Here is a 20,510-nt window from a genome sequence, read left to right as displayed (position 1 = left end):
AACCGTTCGACGCAGGAGGTGGCGAAGGCGGCCAGGCCTCGGTGGGAGACCACTACGCCCTTGGGGCGTCCGGTGGAGCCGGAGGTGTAGATGACATAGGCGGGGTGGTCGGTTCGCAGAGCGGTGGTGCGGTGCTGGTCGTCGATCGGGGAGCTGTCCGTGTCCGGGTCGGTGTCGACGGTGAGCCAACGTGCCCCGGCGCCTGGTGCCGCCAGCCGTTGGGCGGTGTCCTCGGTGGAGAGGATCAGTGCGGGTGTGGCGTCGCCGAGGATGTACTCGATGCGTTCGGCCGGGTAGTCGGGGTCGATGGGCAGGTAGGCGCCGCCTGCCTTGAGTACGGCGAGTTGGGCCACGACCATGTCGACCGAGCGGGGCAGGACGAGTGCGACCAGGCGCTCGGGGCCGACTCCGGCGTCGATCAGGACGCGGGCGAGCCGGTTGGCGCGTTCGTCCGTGTCCCGATAGGACAGGGACTCCTCGCCGTGCACCAGCGCCACCGCGTCCGGATTGCGCTCCACGGTCGCGTCGAACAACTCCGGGAACGTCACCGGCACCACATCACCACGAGCCGTGTCGTTCCACTCGTGCAGCAACTGCCGCCGTTCCGGCGCCGAGAGCACGTCGACGGCACGCACCGGGAGTTCCGGGTCGGCGGCCACGGCCTCCAGGAAGCACACCAGCCGCTCGCCCAGCTCCTCGACGGTCGAGCGGTCGAAGAGGTCGAGGCGGAACTCCACGATGCCGCTGATCCCCTGAAGTCCGCCCTCGCGGTCGATGCTCTCGTTGAAGCTCAGGGAAAGGTCGAACTGGGTCGACTTGACCGGCACTTGGCGCACGGTGCAGTTCAGGCCGGACAGGCCCATGCTGCTCTCCGGCGTGTTCTGGAGTGCCAGCGACACCTGGAAGAGCGGGTGGCGGGCCAGTGAGCGCTCCGGGTTGAGCACCTCGACCAGCCGCTCGAACGGCACGTCCTGGTGGGCGTAGGCCGCGAGGTCCGCCTCACGCACGCGGCCCAGCAGCTCGGCGAAGGTCGGGTCACCGGACAGGTCGGTGCGCAGTACCAGCGTGTTGATGAAGAAGCCGACGACCCGCTCCAGCGCGTCGTCCGTACGGCCCGCGATCGGGCTGCCCAGCACCACGTCGGACGTCGAGCCCAGCACCGAAAGGAGCGAGGCCAGGCCCGCCTGGAGCACCATGAACAGCGTGGTGCCGGTCTGCCGGGCCAGCGCGGCGAGATCACGGTGCAGTTCGGCCGGCAGGTGCAGCAGCACCGAGTCGGCCCGGTAGTCGGCCTCGGCGGGCCGCGGCCGGTCCGTGGGCAGGCGCAGCTCCTCCGGCAGACCGGTCAACGTCTGCTTCCAGAAGTCGAGTTGCCGGTGGATCAGACTGTCCTGGTCGTCCTCGGAGCCCAGGATCTCGTAGTTCCACATGGTGTAGTCGGCGTACTGCACCGGCAGCGGCTGCCAGTCGGGCGCCGTACCCGCGGCCCGGGAGGTGTAGGCGCGTGCCAGGTCGGCCGAGAACGGGTCGAGCGACCAGCCGTCGCCGGCGATGTGGTGCAGCACGGTCAGCAGGACATGGGACTCCGGGCCGGTCTCGAACAGGGTGACCCGCAGCGGGGTCTCCACGGCCAGGTCGAAGCTCTGCGCGGAGGCCGCGGCGATGGCGGTGTCCAGGTCCTCCGCGGTGGTCCGCACGACGGCCGGCTCGCAGCCCCGGTCCGCAGGGAGGATGTCCTGGCGCGGCTCGCCGTCCCGGTCGGGGAAGACGGTGCGCAGGCTCTCGTGCCGGGCCACCACGTCTCGTACGGCGGCGCGCAGCGCGTCGACGTCGAGCGGCCCGCTGATCTGCACCGCGAGGACGATGTTGTGGGCGGTGCTGGTCCGCTCGAAGCGGTTCATGAACCACAGCCGGCGCTGCGCGTAGGACAGCGGGATCTCCGCCGGCCGTTCCCACGGCCGCAGGGTGGCGCGGGCGCCGGCCGCACCGCCTATCCGGCCGACCAGTTCGGCGACGGTGGGCGCCTCCCACAGCTCCCGCAGCGGCAGTTCGACCTCGAACACCGATCTGATCCGGCTGACCACACGGGTCGCGTGCAGCGAATGGCCGCCCAGCTCGAAGAAGTTGTCGTGGACGCCGACCGACTTCAGGTTGAGCATCTCCGCGAACAGCCCGCACAGGATCTCCTCCTGCGGGGTGCGCGGGCCCTGGCGGGTGACCAGGGCGGCGAAGTCGGGGGCGGGCAGCGCCTTGCGGTCCACCTTGCCGTTGGGGGTCAGCGGCAGCGCGTCCAGCGGGACGAAGACGGCCGGCAGCATGTAGTCGGGCAGCCGGGTCGCCGCGTGGGCGCGCAGCGCGTCGACCGCCGGCACCTTTCGGCCGGAGACCGGCACCAGATAGGCGACCAGGCGGTTCTCGCCCGACTCGTCGGCCCGGGCGACCACGGTGGCCTGGGAGACGTCGTCGTGCTCGGCCAGCACCGCCTCGATCTCGCCGGGTTCGACGCGGAAGCCGCGGATCTTCACCTGGTCGTCCACCCGGCCGACGAACTCCAGCCGGCCGTCGTCCGACCAGCGCGCCACGTCACCGGTGCGGTACATGCGGGAGCCCGCCGCGCCGAACGGGTCGGCCGTGAACCGCTCGGCGGTCAGTCCCGGCCGGCCCGCGTAGCCGCGGGCCACGCCGTCCCCGGCCAGGTACAGATCGCCCGCGACACCGACCGGGGTGGGGGACAGCGCCGAATCGAGCACGTAGGCACGGGTGTTGGCGATCGGGCGACCGATCGGCGGAAGCCCCGGCCGGTCGCCCAGCAGGGCCGAGGTGGACCAGACGGTGGTCTCGGTCGGGCCGTAGACGTTGGTGACCTCGGCGGCCAGCGCGCGCAGCCGGGCGGCCAGGCCCGCCGGCACGGGCTCGCCGCCGACCAGGACCCGCAGCCCGGCCAGGGCCATCGGCCGCTCCGAGACCAGGGCCTGCCACAGGGTGGGGGTCGCCTGCATGAGCGTGGCGCCGGTGCCGGTGATCAGCCGCCCGAGCGCCGGCGGGTCGAGCACCTGGTCGCGGGAGGCGATGACCACGGTGGCGCCCGCGCTCAGCGGTACGAACAGTTCCAGCGCGGCGATGTCGAACGCGACGGTGGTGACCGCGACCAGCCGGTCGGCGGCGTCGACACCGAACCGGGCCCGCATGTCGGCGACCAGGTTGGCGATGTTGGCGCGGGAGACCACGACGCCCTTGGGGCGGCCGGTGGAGCCGGACGTGTAGATCGCGTAGGCCGGGTGGGCCGGACGGACCGGCGCGGTCAGGTCGGCGTCGGTCGGGCCGGTGCCGGGAAGCTGCGCGAGGGCGTCGGTGACCGTGCTCTCGTCCAGCATGACGCGCCGCACCCCGGGGACCTCGGGCAGGCCGGTCACGGAGGAGTCGGTGAGCAGCGCGCAGGGGCGTGCGTCGTCGAGGATGTAGCCGATCCGGTCGGCCGGGTACTCCGGGTCCAGAGGGACGTAGGCGCCGCCGGTCCTGAGGACCGCGAGCAGCGCCGTCAGCAGCGCCGCCCCGCGCGGCAGGGCCACGGCGACCCATGACTCCGGTCCGACTCCCGCGGCCACGAGGTGGCGGGCGAGCCGGTTGGCGCGCTCGTCCAGCTCCCGGTAGGAGACCTCGCCGTCGGCGTCGATCACGGCGACGGCGTCCGGGGTGAGTGCCGCGTGCCTCGCGAAGGCGTCGACGACGGATTCGGCGCCCGCGGGGACCGCGGTGTCGTTCCACTCCGTCAGCAGCAGGTGGCGTTCGGCCGGGGGCAGGGCCTGGACCCGGCCGACGGGTGCCCCGGGGTCCGCGTGGATGAGGGTGAGGATGCCGACCAGCGCGTCCAGGATGCCCTGCGCGCGCTCCCGGTCGAACAGGTCCGGGCGGTAGCCGAGCCGGATCCGCATGCGCCGGCCGGGCGCCGGGAACAGGCTCAGCGGGTAGTGGGTCGCGTCCTGGCCGACCGCGCCGGTGATCCGCAGGCCCTCGGTGAGTTCGCCGAGTCCGTCGGCCTCCACGGGATAGTTCTCGAACACGACCAGGGTGTCGAAGAGTTCGCCGGTCACACCGGACTGCGCCTGGGCGTCGGCGAGCGTCAGGTGGTGGTGGTCGAGGAGGTCCACCTGCCGCCGCTGCTGCCGCTCGAGCAGCCCCGCCCAGGATTCGGCCGGCCGCGCGGAGACCCGTACCGGCAGGGTGTTGATGAACGAGCCGACCATGTTCTCCACGCCGGGGACCGCCGAGGGCCGGCCGGAGACGGTGCCGCCGAAGACGACGTCGTCGCGTCCGGTCAGCTTGCCCAGCAGGACGCCCCAGGCCGCCTGCACCACGGTGTTCAGGGTGACGCCGCAGCGCCTCGCCGTCTCGGCCAGCCCGCTGCTCAGCTCCTCCGGCAGCGTGACCAGCAGGTCCTGCGGGACCACCGCGCCGCGCTCGGCGTCCGGCGCCACCAGGGTGGGCTCCTGGACGTCGCCCAGCGCGTCGCGCCAGGCGGCGAGGGCGGCCCGCCGGTCCTGCCGTCCCAGCCAGGACAGGTAGTCGCGGTAGGGAGTCACCGGCGGCAGCTCGCCGCCGGAGTAGAGTGCGAACAGCTCGCGCATCAGCAGCGGTCCCGACCAGCCGTCGAGCAGAATGTGGTGGTTGGTCATCAGGAACCGGCAGCGGTTCCCGCCCAGCCGGATCAGGGTGAAGCGCAGCAGCGGCGCACGTCTCAGGTCGAACGGGCGCACCCGGTCGGCGGCCATCAGCTCGGCGAGCCGGTCCTCCCGCCGGTCGGCCGGACCGTCGCTGAGGTCGATCTCGGACCAGGGCAGCTCGACGCTGCGGTACACCACCTGCACCGGATCGCCGTTCTTGCGGCGGCGGAAGCCGACCCGCAGGTTGGCGTGCCGGCGCAGCAGCCAGGCGGCCGCGTCACGGAGCCGGCCGGTGTCCAGGGTTCCGTCCAGGTCCACGGCGATCTGCACCGTGTAGACGTCGAGGGCGCTCTCGTCGTCCTGCGCGTACTGGGAGTGGAACAGCAGCCCTTCCTGCAAGGGCGACAAGGGCAGGAGATCCTCGATGCGCGACTGGTTCACCATGACAACCCCTCGTCGTCCAGTTCGTTCTCGAACTCGTCCAGTTCCTGCTGGTCCACCGTGACCAGCGCGGGCGTGCCCGGCCGGGCGGGTGCCGCCGTCAGGGCGCGGGCGCGGTCCACCATGGACGTCAGCGCCCGGAACCAGGCCTCGGCCAGGTCCCGTACGTCCGCCTCGTCGAACATCCCGTCGGGCCACGCCCAGGCGGCGACCAGCCGCGGGCCGTCAACACGGTCCTCGGTCTGCGCGTTGAGATCCAGGCTGTGTGCCATGGGCATGGCGGCGTCGCCGCCGCCGGTCAGTCCGGCCAGGCCGGGCGGCGGGCTCCAGTCCTGGGCCGGGGCGTCACCGCCGCCGGCGGCGAACCGGCCCAGATAGTTGAAGCCGAGCTGCGGCGTGCGCAGGGTCGCCAGCTGCGGCCCCGTACGCTCGTTGAGATAGCGCAGCAGCCCGTAGCCGATCCCGCCGTCGGGCAGTTCGGCGAGCTGGGCGCGCACCTTGGCGAGCACGGCGTCCACCGCCGCGCCGCCACCCCAGAAGTCGTTCCAGTCCACCTGCCCCGGATTGAGGCGCACCGGGAAGGAACTGGTGAACCAGCCGACGGTACGGCCCAGATCGGCGCCCCTGACCACCGGCTCGCGGCCGTGGCCCTCCATCTCGACCAGCACCGCGTTGCCCCGGGTCGGCCGGCGCCGGGCCCGCCAGGAGGCCACGGCCACCGTGTACGCGGTGAGGAGCACGTCCTTGATCCCGGCGCCGAGGACGGCCGGCACGCTCGTCAGCAGCGGCTCGGTCACCTCGGCGGGCAGGGTGAGGCGCAGGCTGTGCGCCGTGCCGAACACGTCACGCTCCCGGTCCAGCGGCCGGGCACCCAGCAGCGGGTCGGGGCCGCTCAACGCGGCTCGCCACAGTGGCATTTCCTCGATTCGGCGTGCGCTGTTCGCCTCCTCGGCCAGGCGTCCGGCCCAGGTGCGCAGCGAGGTGGGCACCGCCTCCAGGAGCGGCTCCCGGCCGTCCGCCGCCCGGGACCAGGCGGCGGCCAGGTCCGGCAGCAGGATCCGCCAGGACACGCCGTCCACCACCAGGTGGTGCACGGCCAGCAGCAGCAGTCCGGGCCGACCGGTACCGGCGTCGAACCAGACCGCCCGCACCAGCGAGCCGGACTCCGGGGTGAGCCGCCGCGCCGCCGCCCGGCCGTGCTCCACGAGCAGCGCGCGTTGCGCCTCGACGTCGCCGGAGGCGGCGGCGTCCGCGAAGTCCACGCGGTGCACCAGCTGTTCGGCGCGTACCTCGCCCCGGGGGCGTACCTCGATCCGCCAGTCCTCGTCGCTGTCCCTGGTCAGGCGGAGGCGCAGCGCGTCGTGCCGGTCGAGCACGGCCTGTACGGCCGCGGTCAGTCGGGGCAGGTCGAGCGCGGCGGGCGTCCGGACCGTCATCGCCTGGTGGAAGCCGTCGACCGGGCCTCCGTGCTCCCGCCACCAGTGCATGATCGGGGTGAGCGGCAGCTCGCCGATGCCCGCGTCCGCGTCCTCGGCGAGGGACTCGGTCGCGGCCTCGGCGATCCGGGCGAGCGCCGCGGGGGTGCGGTGCTCGAACACGTCCGCCACCGTCAGCTCGATCCCGGCCGCCCGGGCCCGGCTGACCAGTTGGATGGAGACGATGCTGTCGCCGCCGAGGTCGAAGAAGCCGTCGTCGGCCCCGACCGTCTCCCGGCCGAGCAGCTCGGCGAAGATCCGGCACAGGGCGGCCTCCCGCTCGGTGGCGGGGCCGCGTCCGGGTTCGCCGCCGAACTCGGGCGCGGGCAGGGCGGCACGGTCCAGCTTGCCGTTCGCGGTGAGCGGCAGCGCGTCCAGGACGGTGAAGGCGGCGGGGACCATGTAGTCCGGCAGCGCGGCCGCGACGTCCTTGCGCAGCACGGCGGGCTCCGGTGGCCGGGCGCCCTCGTCCGGGACCACGTAGGCCACGAGCTGTCTGAGGCCCGGCTGGTCCTCCCGCACGACCACCGCGGCCTGGGCGAGTCCGGGCCGGGCGAGCAGCACGGTCTCGATCTCGCCGGGTTCGACGCGGAAGCCCCGGATCTTGACCTGCTGGTCGGAGCGGCCGACGAACTCCAGCTCACCGTCGCGGTTCCAGCGTACGAGGTCGCCGGTCCGGTACATGCGGGCGCCGGCCGGACCGAACGGGTCGGCGACGAACCGCTCCGCGGTCAGCGCCGGGCGGCCCAGGTAGCCGAGGGCCACTCCGGCGCCGGCGATGCAGAGTTCGCCGGCGACGCCCACCGGCACCGGCCGCAGCCGCTCGTCGAGGACCGCCACGCGGGTGCCCGCGACCGGGCGGCCGATCGGCGGCGCCGTGTCGCCGGACAGCGGACCGCTGAGCGTGGCGGCGATGGTGGTCTCGGTCGGCCCGTAGGCGTTGACGACGGTGCGTCCGGCCGACCAGCGGGCCAGCAGGCCCGGCGAGAGCGCCTCTCCGCCGGAGACAATGCAGCGCAGGCTGGGCAGCTCCCGCTCCGGGAGGGTGCCCAGGAGCGGGGCCGGCAGCATGACGTGGGTGGCGCCGGCGGCTTCGACGGCGTCGGCCAGGCCGTCACCGACCAGTTCCCGGTCCGGGCCGGGAAGGGCGAGCGTGGCCCCGGACAGCAGGGTCATCGCCAGATCGCCGACCGACACGTCGAAGTTGGTCGACACCACCTGGAGCACCCGGCTCCCGCCGTCCAGGCCCAGCCGTTCGACGTGGCTGTGCACGAACGACGCCAGACCGGTGTGCCCGACCAGCACGCCCTTGGGCCGGCCGGTCGACCCGGAGGTGTAGACGACATAGGCGGGGCTGTTCACGGCTGCCGCCGCCGGGGGGTCGGTCGCCGGGCGCGCGGCCACCGAGGCCGCGAACCCCGGCTCGTCCAGGACCCAGGCGGGCACGGCCGGTGCGCCCGGCAGCAGGCCGCGGGACGCCTCGGTGGCCAGCAGGGCGGCCGGTGCCGCGTCAGCGAGCATGAACGCCACGCGCTCGGCCGGATACTCCGGATCCACCGGCAGATGGACGGCGCCCGCCTTGGCCACCGCCAGGAACGCGGCGACCTGGAGCGGGGAGCGCGGGACGGCGACCGCGACGGTCCGGCCCGGGGCGACCCCGCGGGCGATCAGTTCGTGGGCCAGCCGGTTGGCCCGCTGGTTCAGCTCGGCGTAGCTGGTCCGCTCGCCCTCGCACCACAGGGCGGTCGCCCGCGGGGTGCGCGCCGCCTGCGCCTCGAACAGCTCCGCCAGGGTGCCCGCCGGGACCTCGGGCGCGGAGCCGCGCCAGGCGCCGAGCAGCAGCTCCCGCTCGCCGGGGGTCAGCAGGTCGTGCTCGCCGATCGGCCGGTCCGGCTCGGCAAGCAGTCGCTCCAGCAGGGCGACCAGCCGGTCCGCCAGCGACTGGACGGTGCCCTCGGTGAACAGGTCGGTGCTGTACTCGACCACGCCGACGATGCCGTCCGGCCGCCCGTCCGCGTCCACCGTCTCGGCCAGGTTGAACGCCAGGTCGAACTTGGCCACCCGCAGGCCGTGCGGCTGCTGGGCGATGGCCAGGTCGTCGCCGAGGCTCAGCTCGGCGGGCGGGGTGTTCAGCAGGTTGAGCATGACCTGCAGCAGCGGGTGCCGGGACATCGAGCGGGTGGGGGCGAGCACCTCCACGAGCCGTTCGAAGGGCACGTTCTGGTTCTCGAAGGCGGCGACGTCGGTGCGCCGCACCCGCTCCACCAGCGCCCGGAAACTCGGGTCGCCGCTGGTGTCGGTGCGCAGCACCAGGGTGTTGACGAAGAAGCCGACCAGCTCGTCCAGGGCGTCGTCGGTGCGTCCGGCGACCGTGGTGCCCAGCGGGATGTCGCTGCCCGCGCCGATCCGGCCGAGCAGCGCGGCGAGGGCGGCCTGCAGGACCATGAAGGGGCTGGCCCCGGCCGTCCTGGCCAGCTCCGTCAGCGCGCGGTGCACCGGGGGCTCAAGGCGCAGCCGGACCAGTCCGCCCCGGTGGCTGGGCCTGGCCGGGCGCGGCAGATCGGTTGGCAGTGCCAGCTCCTCCGGCATACCGGCCAGTTGCTCGCGCCAGTAGCCCAACTCCGCGGCGAGACGCGAGTCCTGGTCGTCCTCGCTGCCCAGCACGTCGCGCTGCCACAGGGCGTAGTCGGCGTACTGCACGGCGAGCGGAGTCCACTCCGGCGCCCGCCCGGCCGCCCGGGCCCGGTAGGCGTCGGACAGGTCGCGCAGCAGCGGGCCGAGCGACCAGCCGTCGCAGCTGATGTGGTGGACCAGGAACACGAGCACGTGGTCGCGCGGCCCCACGGTGAACAGGTGGGTGCGCACCGGCAGTTCGGCGGCCAGGTCGAAGCCGTGAGCGACGGCCGCGGCGACCGCGGCGTCCAGTTCCCCCGGTGCCACGTCGGCGGTCCGCAGCGGGGGTGTCGCCGTCTTGGGGTCGAGGATCTCCTGGCGGGGAGTGCCGCCGGTCTCGGGGAACGTGGTGCGCAGGCTCTCGTGCCGGGCCACCACGTCGCCGATCGCGGACCGCAGCGCCTCCACGTCGAGGGCGCCGGTGAGCCGCATGGACAGCGGGATGTTGTAGGTGGGGCTCGGGCCCTCCAGACGGTTGAGGAACCACAGGCGGCGCTGGGCGAACGACAGCGGGACGTGCCCGGGCCGCGGCTGCGGCACCACGGTCTGCCGGGCGCCCTCCGCCCCGCCGACCAGCACGGCCAGGCCGGCCACCGTGGGGTTCTCGAAGAAGTCGCGCAGCGGCAGTTCCGCGGCGAACTCGCTGCGGATCCGGCTGACCAGCTTGGTCGCCTGCAGCGAATGCCCGCCGAGCTCGAAGAAGTTCGCCTCGACGTCGACATCCTCGTCGCCCAGCACCTCGGCGAAGATCCGCCGCAGCCCGGCCTCGGTCGCGTCGCGCGGCGCACGGCCACCGGACGAGCCTGTCGGCTCCGGCGCGGGCAGCGCCCTGCGGTCGATCTTCCCGTTGGGCGTCAACGGGAGTGCGGGGAGCACCATGAAGGCCGACGGCACCATGTACTCCGGCAGCCGCGCGGCCACATGCTCCCGCAGCGCCGCCACCGCGGGTGCCGTACGGCCCTCCGCGGCGACCACGTACGCGACCAGGCGCCGCTCGCCGGGCTCGTCCTCCCGGGCCAGTACGGCGGCCTGTGCCACGTCGGCGTGGGCGGCGAGCAGCGACTCGATCTCGCCCGGCTCGATCCGGAAACCGCGGATCTTGACCTGGTCGTCGGCACGGCCGACGAACTCCAGTTCGCCGTCCGGCAGCCAGCGCACCAGGTCGCCGGTCCGGTACATCCGGGAGCCGGGGGGACCGTACGGGTCGGCCGTGAACCGCTCGGCGGTCAGCCCCGGCCGGCCGGCGTAGCCGCGGGCCAGACCGGCGCCGGCCAGGTACGCCTCGCCGGGCGTGCCGACCGGGACCGGCCGCAGCGCCTCGTCGAGGACCAGCACCCGGACGTTCCACAGCGGGCGGCCGATCGGCGGGTTGACGCCCGCGGTGAGCGGTCCGCTGACGGTGGCGCACACGGTCGCCTCGGTCGGGCCGTAGGCGTTGAGCAGCCGCCGGCCGTCCGCCCAGCGGGCGATCAGGTCGGGTGTGGACGCCTCACCCGCGACGATCACGTTCATGCCGTCCGGGAGCGCGCCCCGCGGCAGCACGGCGAGCGCGGCCGGCGGGATGTTGGCGTGCGTCACGCGTTCCCGGGCCAGCAGCGCGGCCAGCGGCTCGCCGACGGCCAGGTCGTCGGCGGGGGCCATCACCAGGGTGCCGCCGACCAGCAGCGGCGCGAGCACCTCCCAGATGGCGGCGTCGAAGCTGGAGGAGGCGAACTGGAGCATCCGGCTGCTCGCGTCGAGCTCGAACTGCTCGCGGATCGCGCCGAATCCGCCGATGCCCTCGTGCGGGACCACCACGCCCTTGGGCGTGCCGGTGGAGCCGGAGGTGTAGATCATGTAGGCGGCGTTGGCGGGGGAGGCCGTGCGGCCCGTGTCCGGTGCGGTGTCCGGCAGCGCGGCGAGTTCGGCGCGCACACCGGCGTCGTCCAGCAGCACCCGAGGGACGCCGGACGCGGGCAGCCCGGCGGCGGCCGGTTGCTCGGTCAGCAGTACGGCGGGCCGGGCGTCGGCGAGCATGAAGGCGATCCGCTCGGCCGGATAGGCCGGGTCGACCGGCAGGTACACCCCACCCGCCTTGACCACCGCCAGCAGGGCGACCACCGACCGAGGCGTGCGCGGCAGCGCGACCGCCACCACGTCCTCGGGGCCGATGCCCCTGCGGACCAGCAGGTGCGCGAGACGGTCGGACTCGGCGTCCAGGCGCGCGTAGCTCAGCTCCGTGCCGTCGTAACGGAGCGCCACCGAGTCCGGGGTGGCGGCGGCCTGACGGCCGAACAGCTCCGCGACCGTGCCGCGGGGCACGTCGCGCGCGGTCGCGTTGAAGTCGTGCAGCACCTGCTGCCGCTCCGCCGGGGAGAGCACCTCGAGCCGGCTGATCGGCAGGTCGGGGTCGGCGCACGCGGCGTCCAGCAGGCGCAGCAGCCGGCCGGCCATGCGCGAGACGGTCTCCGGGTCGAACAGGTCGTCGCTGTACTCGACCAGGCCGGTCATGCCGAGCGGCGCGCCCCGCTCGTCGTAGCGTTCGCGCAGGCTGAAGGCCAGGTCGAACTTGGCGGCGCCGATGCCGACCCCCTGCGCGCCGATCTCCAGGCCGGGCAGGCCGATCTCGACGTCGGCGGTGTTCTGCAGGTTCAGCCACACCTGGAAGAGCGGGTGGCGGCCGAGCGAGCGTTCGGGGTTGAGCACCTCCACCAGCCGCTCGAAGGGCACCTCCTGGTGGGCGTAGGCGGCGAGGTTGTTCTCGCGGACCCGGTCGAGCAGCGCGGTGAAGGCCGGGTCGCCGCCGGTGTCGGTGCGCAGCACCAGGGTGTTGACGAAGAAGCCGACCAGGTCGTCCAGCGCCTCGTCGTCGCGGCCGGCGACCGGGGTCCCCAGCGGGATGTCGGTGCCCGCGCCGAGCCGGGTCAGCAGCGCGGTGAGCGCGGCCTGGCCGACCATGAACAGGCTGGTCCTGGTCCGCCGGGCCAACCGCGCCATCCGCTCGTGCAGTTCGGCCGGGACCGCGAAGGGAACCGTGGATCCCCTGTGGCTGGCCACCGCGGGCCTCGGCCGGTCGGCGGGCAGCCGCAGCTCGTCCGGCAGACCGGTCAACGAGGCCCGCCAGAACTCCAGTTGCCGGGCGATCTCACTGTCCGGCGCGGTCTCGCTGCCCAGCACGTCGCGCTGCCACAGCGTGTAGTCCGCGTACTGGACCGGCAGCGGCGCCCAGCCGGGCGGGCGGCCCGCCAGCCGGGCGCCGTACGCCTCGGCCAGGTCGCGCGCCATCGGCGCCATGGACAGACCGTCGCCCGCGATGTGGTGCATCACGAGGAGCAGCACGTGCCGGTCCGCGCCGAGCCGGAACAGGTGGGCCCGCAACGGCAGTTCACCGGCCAGGTCGAAGCCGCGGAAGGCGGCCTCCTCCAGGGCGGCGTCCAGACCGGCCTCTTCGGCCTCGGTGACGGTGAAGACCGGGGCGGCCTGCCCGGCCGGGGCGACCGACTGGCGGGGAACGCCGTCGACCTCGGGGAACGTGGTGCGCAGGCTCTCGTGGCGGGCCACCACGTCACCGAGCGCGGCCTTGAGCGCGGGCACGTCCAGCGCGCCGGTCAGCCGGGCGGCCAGCGGCAGGTTGTACGTGGAGCTCGGGCCCTCGAGGCGGTTGAGGAACCACAGCCGGCGCTGAGCGAACGACAGCGGGACCAGGTCCGTGCGGGGCATCGCGCGGACCGCGGGGCGCGCGCCCGCCGCGCCGGACGCCTTGCCGGCCAGGCCCGCCACGGTCGGGGACTCGAAGACGTCCCGTACGGCCAGTTCCACGCCCAGCGTGGAACGGATCCGGCCGACCAGCCTGGTCGCCAGCAGCGAGTGGCCGCCGAGGGCGAAGAAGTCGTCTTCGACGCCGACCGATCCGACGCCGAGCACCTCGGCGAACAGACCGCACAGGATCTCCTCCCGCGGGCCGCGCGGGGCACGGCCCGCGGGCGCCTCGGCCTCGGGCGTCGGCAGCGCGGCCCGGTCCAGCTTGCCGCTGGGCGTCAGCGGGAACGCGTCCATGAACACGAACGCCCCCGGCACCATGTGGTCCGGCAGCGCGGCCGCGACGTGCGCGCGCAGCTCCGCCCGCCCGATCGCGCCGGCCACCGGCACCACGTAGCCGACCAGGCGGCGGCCGCCCCGCTCGTCGTCCCGTGCGACCACGGCGGCCCGCGCCACCTCCGGGTGGGTGCGCAGCACGGCCTCGATCTCGCCCGGCTCGATCCGGAAGCCGCGGATCTTCACCTGCTGGTCCGCGCGGCCGGCGTACTCCAGCTCACCGTCGCGGTTCCAGCGCACCAGGTCGCCGGTGCGGTACATGCGGGTGCCGGGCGGCCCGAACGGGTCGGCGGTGAACCGCTCGGCGGTCAGACCGGGACGGTCGTGGTAGCCGCGGGCCAACTGCGCGCCCGCGATGTAGAGTTCGCCGCCGACTCCGTCCGGCACCGGCCGCAGGGCCGCGTCCAGCACGTACACCTGGGTGTTCCACACCGGACGTCCGATCGGCGCGCCGGTCCGGGGCCAGGCCGACCGGTCCGCGGGCAGGGTGTGCGCGGTGACCACGTGGGTCTCGGACGGGCCGTAGTGGTTGTGCAGCACGCGCTCCGGGTGCGCGCCGCACAGCTCGCGCACCCGGTCGCCCAGCACCAGCGCCTCACCGGCCTGCGCGATGTGCCGCAGGTCCGGAAGGCCGGTGCCGTGCTCGGCGACGGCCTCGCCGAGGGCGTCCAGCATCATGGTGGGCGCGTACAGCTCGGTGACCTTCCGCTCCCGCAGCCAGGTCGCGAACCTCACCGGGTCGCGCCGGGTCTCCTCGTCGGGCACCACCAGCGTCCTGCCGTCGAGCAGGGCCGACAGGATCTCCTGGGCCGAGACGTCGAAGCTGATCGCGGTGAACTGGGCGGTCCGGGCACCGGGTTCGGCGGGGACGGCCGCGGAGTGCCAGGACAGCAGGTTGACCAGCGCGCCGCCGGGCATCACCACGCCCTTGGGGCGGCCGGTCGAGCCGGACGTGTAGATCAGGTAGGCGGGATGCCGCGGCAGCAGCGGCCCGGTCCGCTCGTCGTCGCCGGGGTCGGTGTCCGGCAGCGCGGCCAGTTCGGCCAGTACGGCCGGGTCGTCCAGTGCCAGCGTCGGCGCGGCGGGCAGCCGGCCGGCGGCTCCGGTGGCCGTCAGCAGCACCCGTGGAGCGGCGTCGGCCAGCATGAAGGCGATCCGCTCGGCCGGGTACTCCGGGTCGACCGGCAGATAGCCCGCGCCGGACTTGAGCACGGCCAGCAGGCCCACGGCCAGCTCCGCCGAGCGGGGCAGGGCAAGGCCCACGATGTCCTCGGGGCCGATGCCGCGGCCGATCAGCAGCCGGGCGAGCCGGTTGGCCCGCGCGTTCAGCTCGGCGTAGGTCAGCTCCTCGTCACCGCACACCAGCGCGGGAGCGGCGGGGTGCCGGGCGACCCCGGCCTGGAACAGCCCGGGCAGCGAGGCGGCGGGCACCTCGTGTTCGGTGGCGTTGCGGGTGACCAGCAGTTCGTGGCGGGCGACCGGGTCCAGTACGTCGACCTTGCTCACCGGGCGGGCCGGTTCGGCGACGACGCCCTCCAGCACCCGTACGAAGGCCGCCGCGATGCGCTCCGCCGTCGGCCCGTCGAACAGGTCCGCGCTGTACTCCACGAAGCCCTCGACGCCGCCGGGACGCCCGTCGGCGGTGTAGCTCTCGCGCAGGCTGAACAGCAGGTCGAACTTGGACACCCCGGTGTCGACGCGCTGGGTGCCGACCCGGACGCCCGGCAGCCGGAACGGCGCGGTCGGGTTGTTGTGCAAGGTGAGCATCACCTGGAACAGCGGGTGCCGGGACATCGAACGGCCCGGGTTCAGCACCTCCACCAGCCGCTCGAACGGCACCTCCTGGTGGGCGTAGGCGGCCAGGTCGGCCTCCCGGACCCGGCCAAGGAGGTCCCGGAAGCCGGGGTCCCCGGACAGGTCGGTGCGCAGCACCAGGGTGTTGATGAAGAAGCCGACCAGGTCGTCCAGCGACTCGTCGCCTCGCCCGGCGATCGGTGTGCCGAGCGGGATGTCCGATCCGGCGCCCAGCCGGTGCAGCAGCACCGACAGACCCGCCTGCAACGTCATGAACACGCTGGCCTGGCAGCTGCGGGACAGCGCGACCAGGCGCTGGTGGACCTCCCGGTTGATCCGGAAGTCCACCGTGCCGCCCCGGTAGGAGGGGGTCGCGGGACGCGGCCGGTCGGCCGGCAGGTTCAGCTCGTCCGGCAGGCCGGCCAGCGTCTCGCGCCAGAAGGCCAGTTGACGCGAGACCGCGCTGTCCGGGTCGTCCTCGCTGCCGAGCACGTCACGCTGCCACAGGGCGAAGTCCGCGTACTGCACGGGAAGCGGCTCGAACGACGGCTCCCCGCCCTCGCGCCGCGCTCCGTACGCGGCGGACAGGTCGCGGCCGTACGGCACGGCCGACCACTCGTCCATCACGATGTGGTGCATCACCACCAGCAGCACGTGCTCCTCGTCGCCCAGCCGCAGCAGCCGCGCCCGTACCGGCGGCTCGGCGGTCAGGTCGAAGCCCTCGCCCGCGGCCCCGGCCAGCGCCGCGTCGAGACCGGCCGCGTCGACGTCGCTCACCCGCAGCTCCGGGACGGTGTCCACCACGACCTGGCAGGGCGTGCCGTCACGGTCCGGGAAGACCGTGCGCAGGCACTCGTGCCGCCGCGCCACGTCGGCCAGCGCCGCGCGCAGCGCCGCCACGTCCAGCGGGCCGGTCAGCCGGGCCGCCATCGGCACGTTGTACGCCGGGCTCGGCCCCTCGAACCGGTTGAGGAACCACAACCTGGTCTGCTGCAGCGACAGCGGGACGTCGGCCGGGCGCGGCACCGGCTCGAGCCGCCGGGTCACCGGGCCTTCCGAGGTGAGCAGTCGGGCGAGCGCGGCCACGGTCGGCGACTCGAACAGGCTGCGCAGCGAGAGCCGCACGCCGAACACCGAGCGGATCCGGGTGACCAGGCGGGTCGCCAGCAGGGAGTGGCCGCCGAGCTCGAAGAAGCTGTCGTCGATGCCGACGACGGACGCGCCGAGGATCTCGGCGAACAGCCCGCACAGGATCTCCTCCTGCGGGGTGCGCGGTGCGCGCCCGGAGGCCACCCCGGAGAAGTCCGGGGCGGGCAGGGCCCGCCGGTCCAGCTTCCCGTTGGGCGTCACCGGGAGCTCGTCGAGCGTCACGAACGCCGCGGGCACCATGTGGGCCGGCAGCGCGTCCGAGACGGCGGCGCGCACGGCGGCCACCGTCGGCGCGGCGGCACCGGCCTCCGGAACCAGGTAGGCGACCAGCCGGTGGTCTCCCGGCCGGTCCTCGCGGACGATCACACTGGCCTGGGCGACGCCGTCCCGGGCCAGCAGCACCGACTCGATCTCGCCCGGCTCGATGCGGAAGCCGTGGAGTTTCACCTGGCTGTCGGCGCGCCCCTGGAAGACGAGTCGGCCGTCCTGGTCCCAGGTGGCGATGTCTCCGGTGCGGTACATACGGGCGCCGGGGCCTTCGAAGGGGCTGGCGACGAAGCGTTCGGCGGTGAGCGCGGGACGGCCGAGGTAGCCGCGGGCGAGGCCGGCCCCGGAGAGGTAGAGCTCGCCGGGGACACCGGGCAGGACCGGGCGCAGCGCGGAGTCGAGGAGGTAGACGCGGGCGCCGGTGATGGGGCCGCCGATGGGCGGCACGACCTCTCCGGCGAGCGGGGCGCTCATGGTGGCGCACACGGTGGTCTCGGAGGGACCGTAGGCGTTGATCATGCGGCGGCCCGCGGACCAGCGGCCGACGAGTTCGGGCGCGGTGGCCTCCCCGGCGACCACGAGGGTGATGCCCTCGGGCAGGGCGTCCCGGTCGAGGACGGCGAGGGCGGCCGGGGGGATGGTGGCGTGCGTGACGCGCTGCTCGGCGACGAGTTCGGCCAGCGGCGGGCCGGGGCGGAGCCGTTCGGCGGGCGCCAGGACGAGGGCCGCGCCGGTGAGCAGGCCCATGGCCAGCTCCCAGAAGGCGGCGTCGAAGCTGAGGGAGGCGAACTGCAGGACGCGGCTGCCGGGGCCGACGTCGAAGCGTTCGGTCTGGGCGGCGACGAGGGAGGCGATGCCGCGGTGGGTGACGACGACACCCTTGGGCCTGCCGGTGGATCCGGAGGTGTAGATGAGGTAGGCGGGGTGATCGGCCGTCAAGTCCGACGCGGGGGCGTGGTCGCCGGGCGCGGCGGCGACGCGTGCGGCGGTGCCGGGGTCGTCAAGGGCGACGAGGAGCCGGTCGCCGGCCGGCAGGGTGGCGGCGAGAGCGGTGGTGGTGAGGACGACGCCGGGCCGCGCGTCGGCGAGCATGTGGGCGATGCGCTCGGCCGGGTAGTCCGGGTCCACCGGCAGATACGCGGCGCCGGCCTTGTGGACGGCGAGCACGGCGACGGCGAGGTCCGCGGACCGGGGGAGGGCCAGGGCGACGTACTGCTCGGGTCCGACCCCGGCCGAGACGAGATGGTGGGCCAGCCGGTTGGCACGGCCGTCCAGCTCGGCGTAGGTCAGCGTCGTGTCCTCGAAGACCACGGCCGGGTCCCGCGGGGCCAGGGCGACCCGCTCGGCGAACAGCTCCGGCAGGGTCCTCGGCCGCTCGCCTCCCGTGTCGTTGCGCCGGACCAGGACCTCCTCGCGCTCCTTTGCGCCGAGCACGTCCAGCCGGCCGACGGGGCATTCCGGGTCCCGTACCACCGCCTCCAGCATCCGCACCAGCCGGGCGCCGATCTCCTCCACGTCCGCCGGCCGGAAGACGTCCGGCCGGTAGCCGAACCGGATCCGCAGCGTCTCGCCGGGCAGGGCGGCCACGCTCAGCGGGTAGTGGTTGGCGTCCGCGCCGTGCGCGCCGACGATCGTCAGTCCGGCCAGCTCGCGGAACCCCTTCTCGTCGAAGGGGTAGTTCTCGGTGACGGTGATGGTGTCGAACAGTTCCCCGGACGCGCCGGCCAGGGCGTGCACATCGGGCAGGTTCAGATGCTGGTGGGACATCAGCCCGGCCTGCCGGCGCTGGAACCGGGCCAGCATCTCGCCCACCGGCTCCGACGGGTCGAGCCGCACCCGCACCGGCAGGGTGTTGATGAACAGGCCGACGATGTTCTCCACACCGGGGAGGTCCGCCGGACGTCCGGAGACGGTGCCTCCGAACACCACGTCGGTGCGGCCGGTCAGCCGGCTCAGGACCAGCGCCCAGGCGCCCTGGAAGACCGTGTTGAGGGTCAGGTCCCGTCCGCGGGCCGCCGCGGTCAGCTCGCGGCTCAGCTCCGCCGGAACCTCCACCAGCAGGCGCTCGGGAGCGACCGGGGTGCGCAGCCGGTCGTCGGACACCAGCCGCGTCGGCTCCTCGACGCCGCTCAGCACCGTCCGCCACGCCTCCTCCGCCGCGGGCCGGTCCTGGCGGGCCAGCCAGGCGAGGTAGTCGCGGTAGGGCGTCACCGGCGGCAGCGCCGACTCCTCGCCCCCGGCGGCGTAGAGCGTGAACAGGTCCGTCATCAGCCGGCCCACCGACCAGCCGTCCAGCAGGATGTGGTGGTGCGCCATGACGAGCCGGTGGGCGCGCTCGCCGTGATGGATCAGCGTGAAGTGCAGCAGTGGCGGCCGCGCCAGGTCGAAGGTGCGCTCCGACGCGGCCGCGGTCAGCTCCCGCAGCCGCTCCGCCTGCTCCTGGCCGGGCAGACCACGCAGGTCGAACTCCTCCAGGGGCAGCGGGACTTCCCGCGGGATGAGCTGCACCGGGCGGCTGAGCCGCTCGTAGCGGAAGGCGGCCCGCAGATTGGGGTGCCGGCGCAGCAGGCCCGCCACCGACTCCCGCAACGCGCCGGAGTCCAGCTCGCCTTCGAGGTCCAGGCAGAGCCGCGCCGTGTAGATGTCCAGCGAACGCTCGTGGTAGACGGTGTGGAAGAGCAGGCCTTCCTGGAGGGGCGAGAGCGGAAGGACGTCCTGGAACCCCGGCTTCGTCATGAGGAGAAGTACCTTCCGTCAGCTTCCAGCACGTCGATGTCGCCTTGGTCGAGACCGGTCAGGGAGAGGTCGGAGGGGGTGTGACCGCCCGCGTCCGCGGCCTCGCAGCGGGTGGTGATGGCTTCCAGCGCGCCGAACCAGTCGTCGACCAGTTCGCGTACGGCCGCCTCGCCGAACAGCTCGCCCGGCCAGGCACAGGTCACGGTCAGGCACGGTCCTTCGGGACCGTCGACGACCGAGGTGGTCAGCTCCAGCGCGTGCCCGGCCCGCGGCGCACGCTCGGTGGGTCCGGCGCACACCGGCCACTCGGCGGGCGCGGCCTCGCCCAATCGGCCGAGGTGGGTGAAGCCGATGTCCGGCGGGGGAAGTTGGGCCAGTACAGGGGCGGTACGGGGGTTGAGGTAGCGCAGCATGCCGTGGCCGACACCGCCGTCCGGCACCGCGCGCAGCTGCTCCTTGACCGCCTTGACGGCGTTGCCCACGGCCATGCCGCCCGCGGTCAGCTCCGACCGGTCGACGGCACCGGCGTCCAGGCGCACCGGGTACGCGGTGGCGAACCGGCCCAGGGTGCGGGAGAGGTCCTGGCCTTCGGCGAACGGCTCGCGCCCGTCACGCTCCAGGTCCACCAGCACGCTCGTGCCGCCGAGGTGGTCCCGCAGGTGCCGGCGCCGCCAGTGCGGGACGGCCAGCGCCAGCGCGGTGAGCAGCACGTCGTCCACGGCGCAGTGGAACGCGGCGGGCACCCGGTCGAGCAGCGGTCCGGTCCTCCCCGCCGGCAGCGTGCGGTGCAGCGTGCCCGTGGCGCCGGGCGCGTCCGGGCCGGGGTCCGACGGCCGGCGGGTGAGCCGGGGTTCCGCGGTGGTGAGCGTCGCCTTCCACCAGTCGAGTTCGCTCTCGCGCTCCGGGTCCTGCGCCGCGGCCACGAGTTGCTGCGCCCAGCGGCGGTAGGACGTGCCGGCCGGGCGTGGGGCGTCCTGGCTCTCGCCGGTCACCACGCGCAGGCAGGCGGCCAGTTCGGTGCGCAGGACGCGCCAGGACACGGCGTCCACGGCCAGCCGGTGCAGCACCACCAGCAGCCGGCCCCGCCGCCCGGGTCCGGTGTCGAACCAGACGAACCGTGCGACGTCGCCGGTCTCCGGGTCGAGGCGGCGGGCCGCCCGCCCGGTGTGCTCGCGCACCGCGGTGGCCAACCCGTCCCCGTCGCGTCCGGCGACCGCCACGCGGGTGACCCACCGGGCGG

At 74.3% G+C, this 20,510-nt stretch carries 3 protein-coding genes (1 of these 3 running past the window's edge); all 3 read right to left on the bottom strand.

All coding sequences use genetic code 11. The annotated features are described in order from the left end of the window. The coding region (locus ACIOWN_RS28235) for an amino acid adenylation domain-containing protein (protein WP_401983675.1) at positions 1-5,105 on the bottom strand (5,105 nt) is incomplete at its 3' end. Beyond that, the gene (locus ACIOWN_RS28230; RefSeq protein ID WP_401983674.1) at positions 5,099-19,270 is read right to left on the bottom strand and encodes an amino acid adenylation domain-containing protein; all 14,172 of its coding nucleotides are present in this window, start codon (positions 19,268-19,270) and stop codon (positions 5,099-5,101) included. The genes ACIOWN_RS28235 and ACIOWN_RS28230, both read right to left, overlap by 7 nt. Continuing rightward, positions 19,267-20,510, bottom strand: the end of a protein-coding gene (locus ACIOWN_RS28225) for an amino acid adenylation domain-containing protein (protein ID WP_401983672.1). 12,994 nt of this gene lie beyond the right edge of the window; 1,244 of the gene's 14,238 nt are visible here — the last part of the coding sequence; its start codon lies off the right edge, out of view — the gene reads right to left on this strand; it ends in the stop codon at positions 19,267-19,269. The genes ACIOWN_RS28230 and ACIOWN_RS28225 overlap by 4 nt, the downstream gene beginning before the upstream one ends.

It is taken from the genome of Streptomyces sp. NPDC087787 (genome assembly GCF_044743035.1).
Taxonomy (GTDB): domain Bacteria; phylum Actinomycetota; class Actinomycetes; order Streptomycetales; family Streptomycetaceae; genus Streptomyces.
Note: the sequence above shows the minus strand (reverse complement) of the source record. Positions and strands in the feature narration are given on the sequence as shown.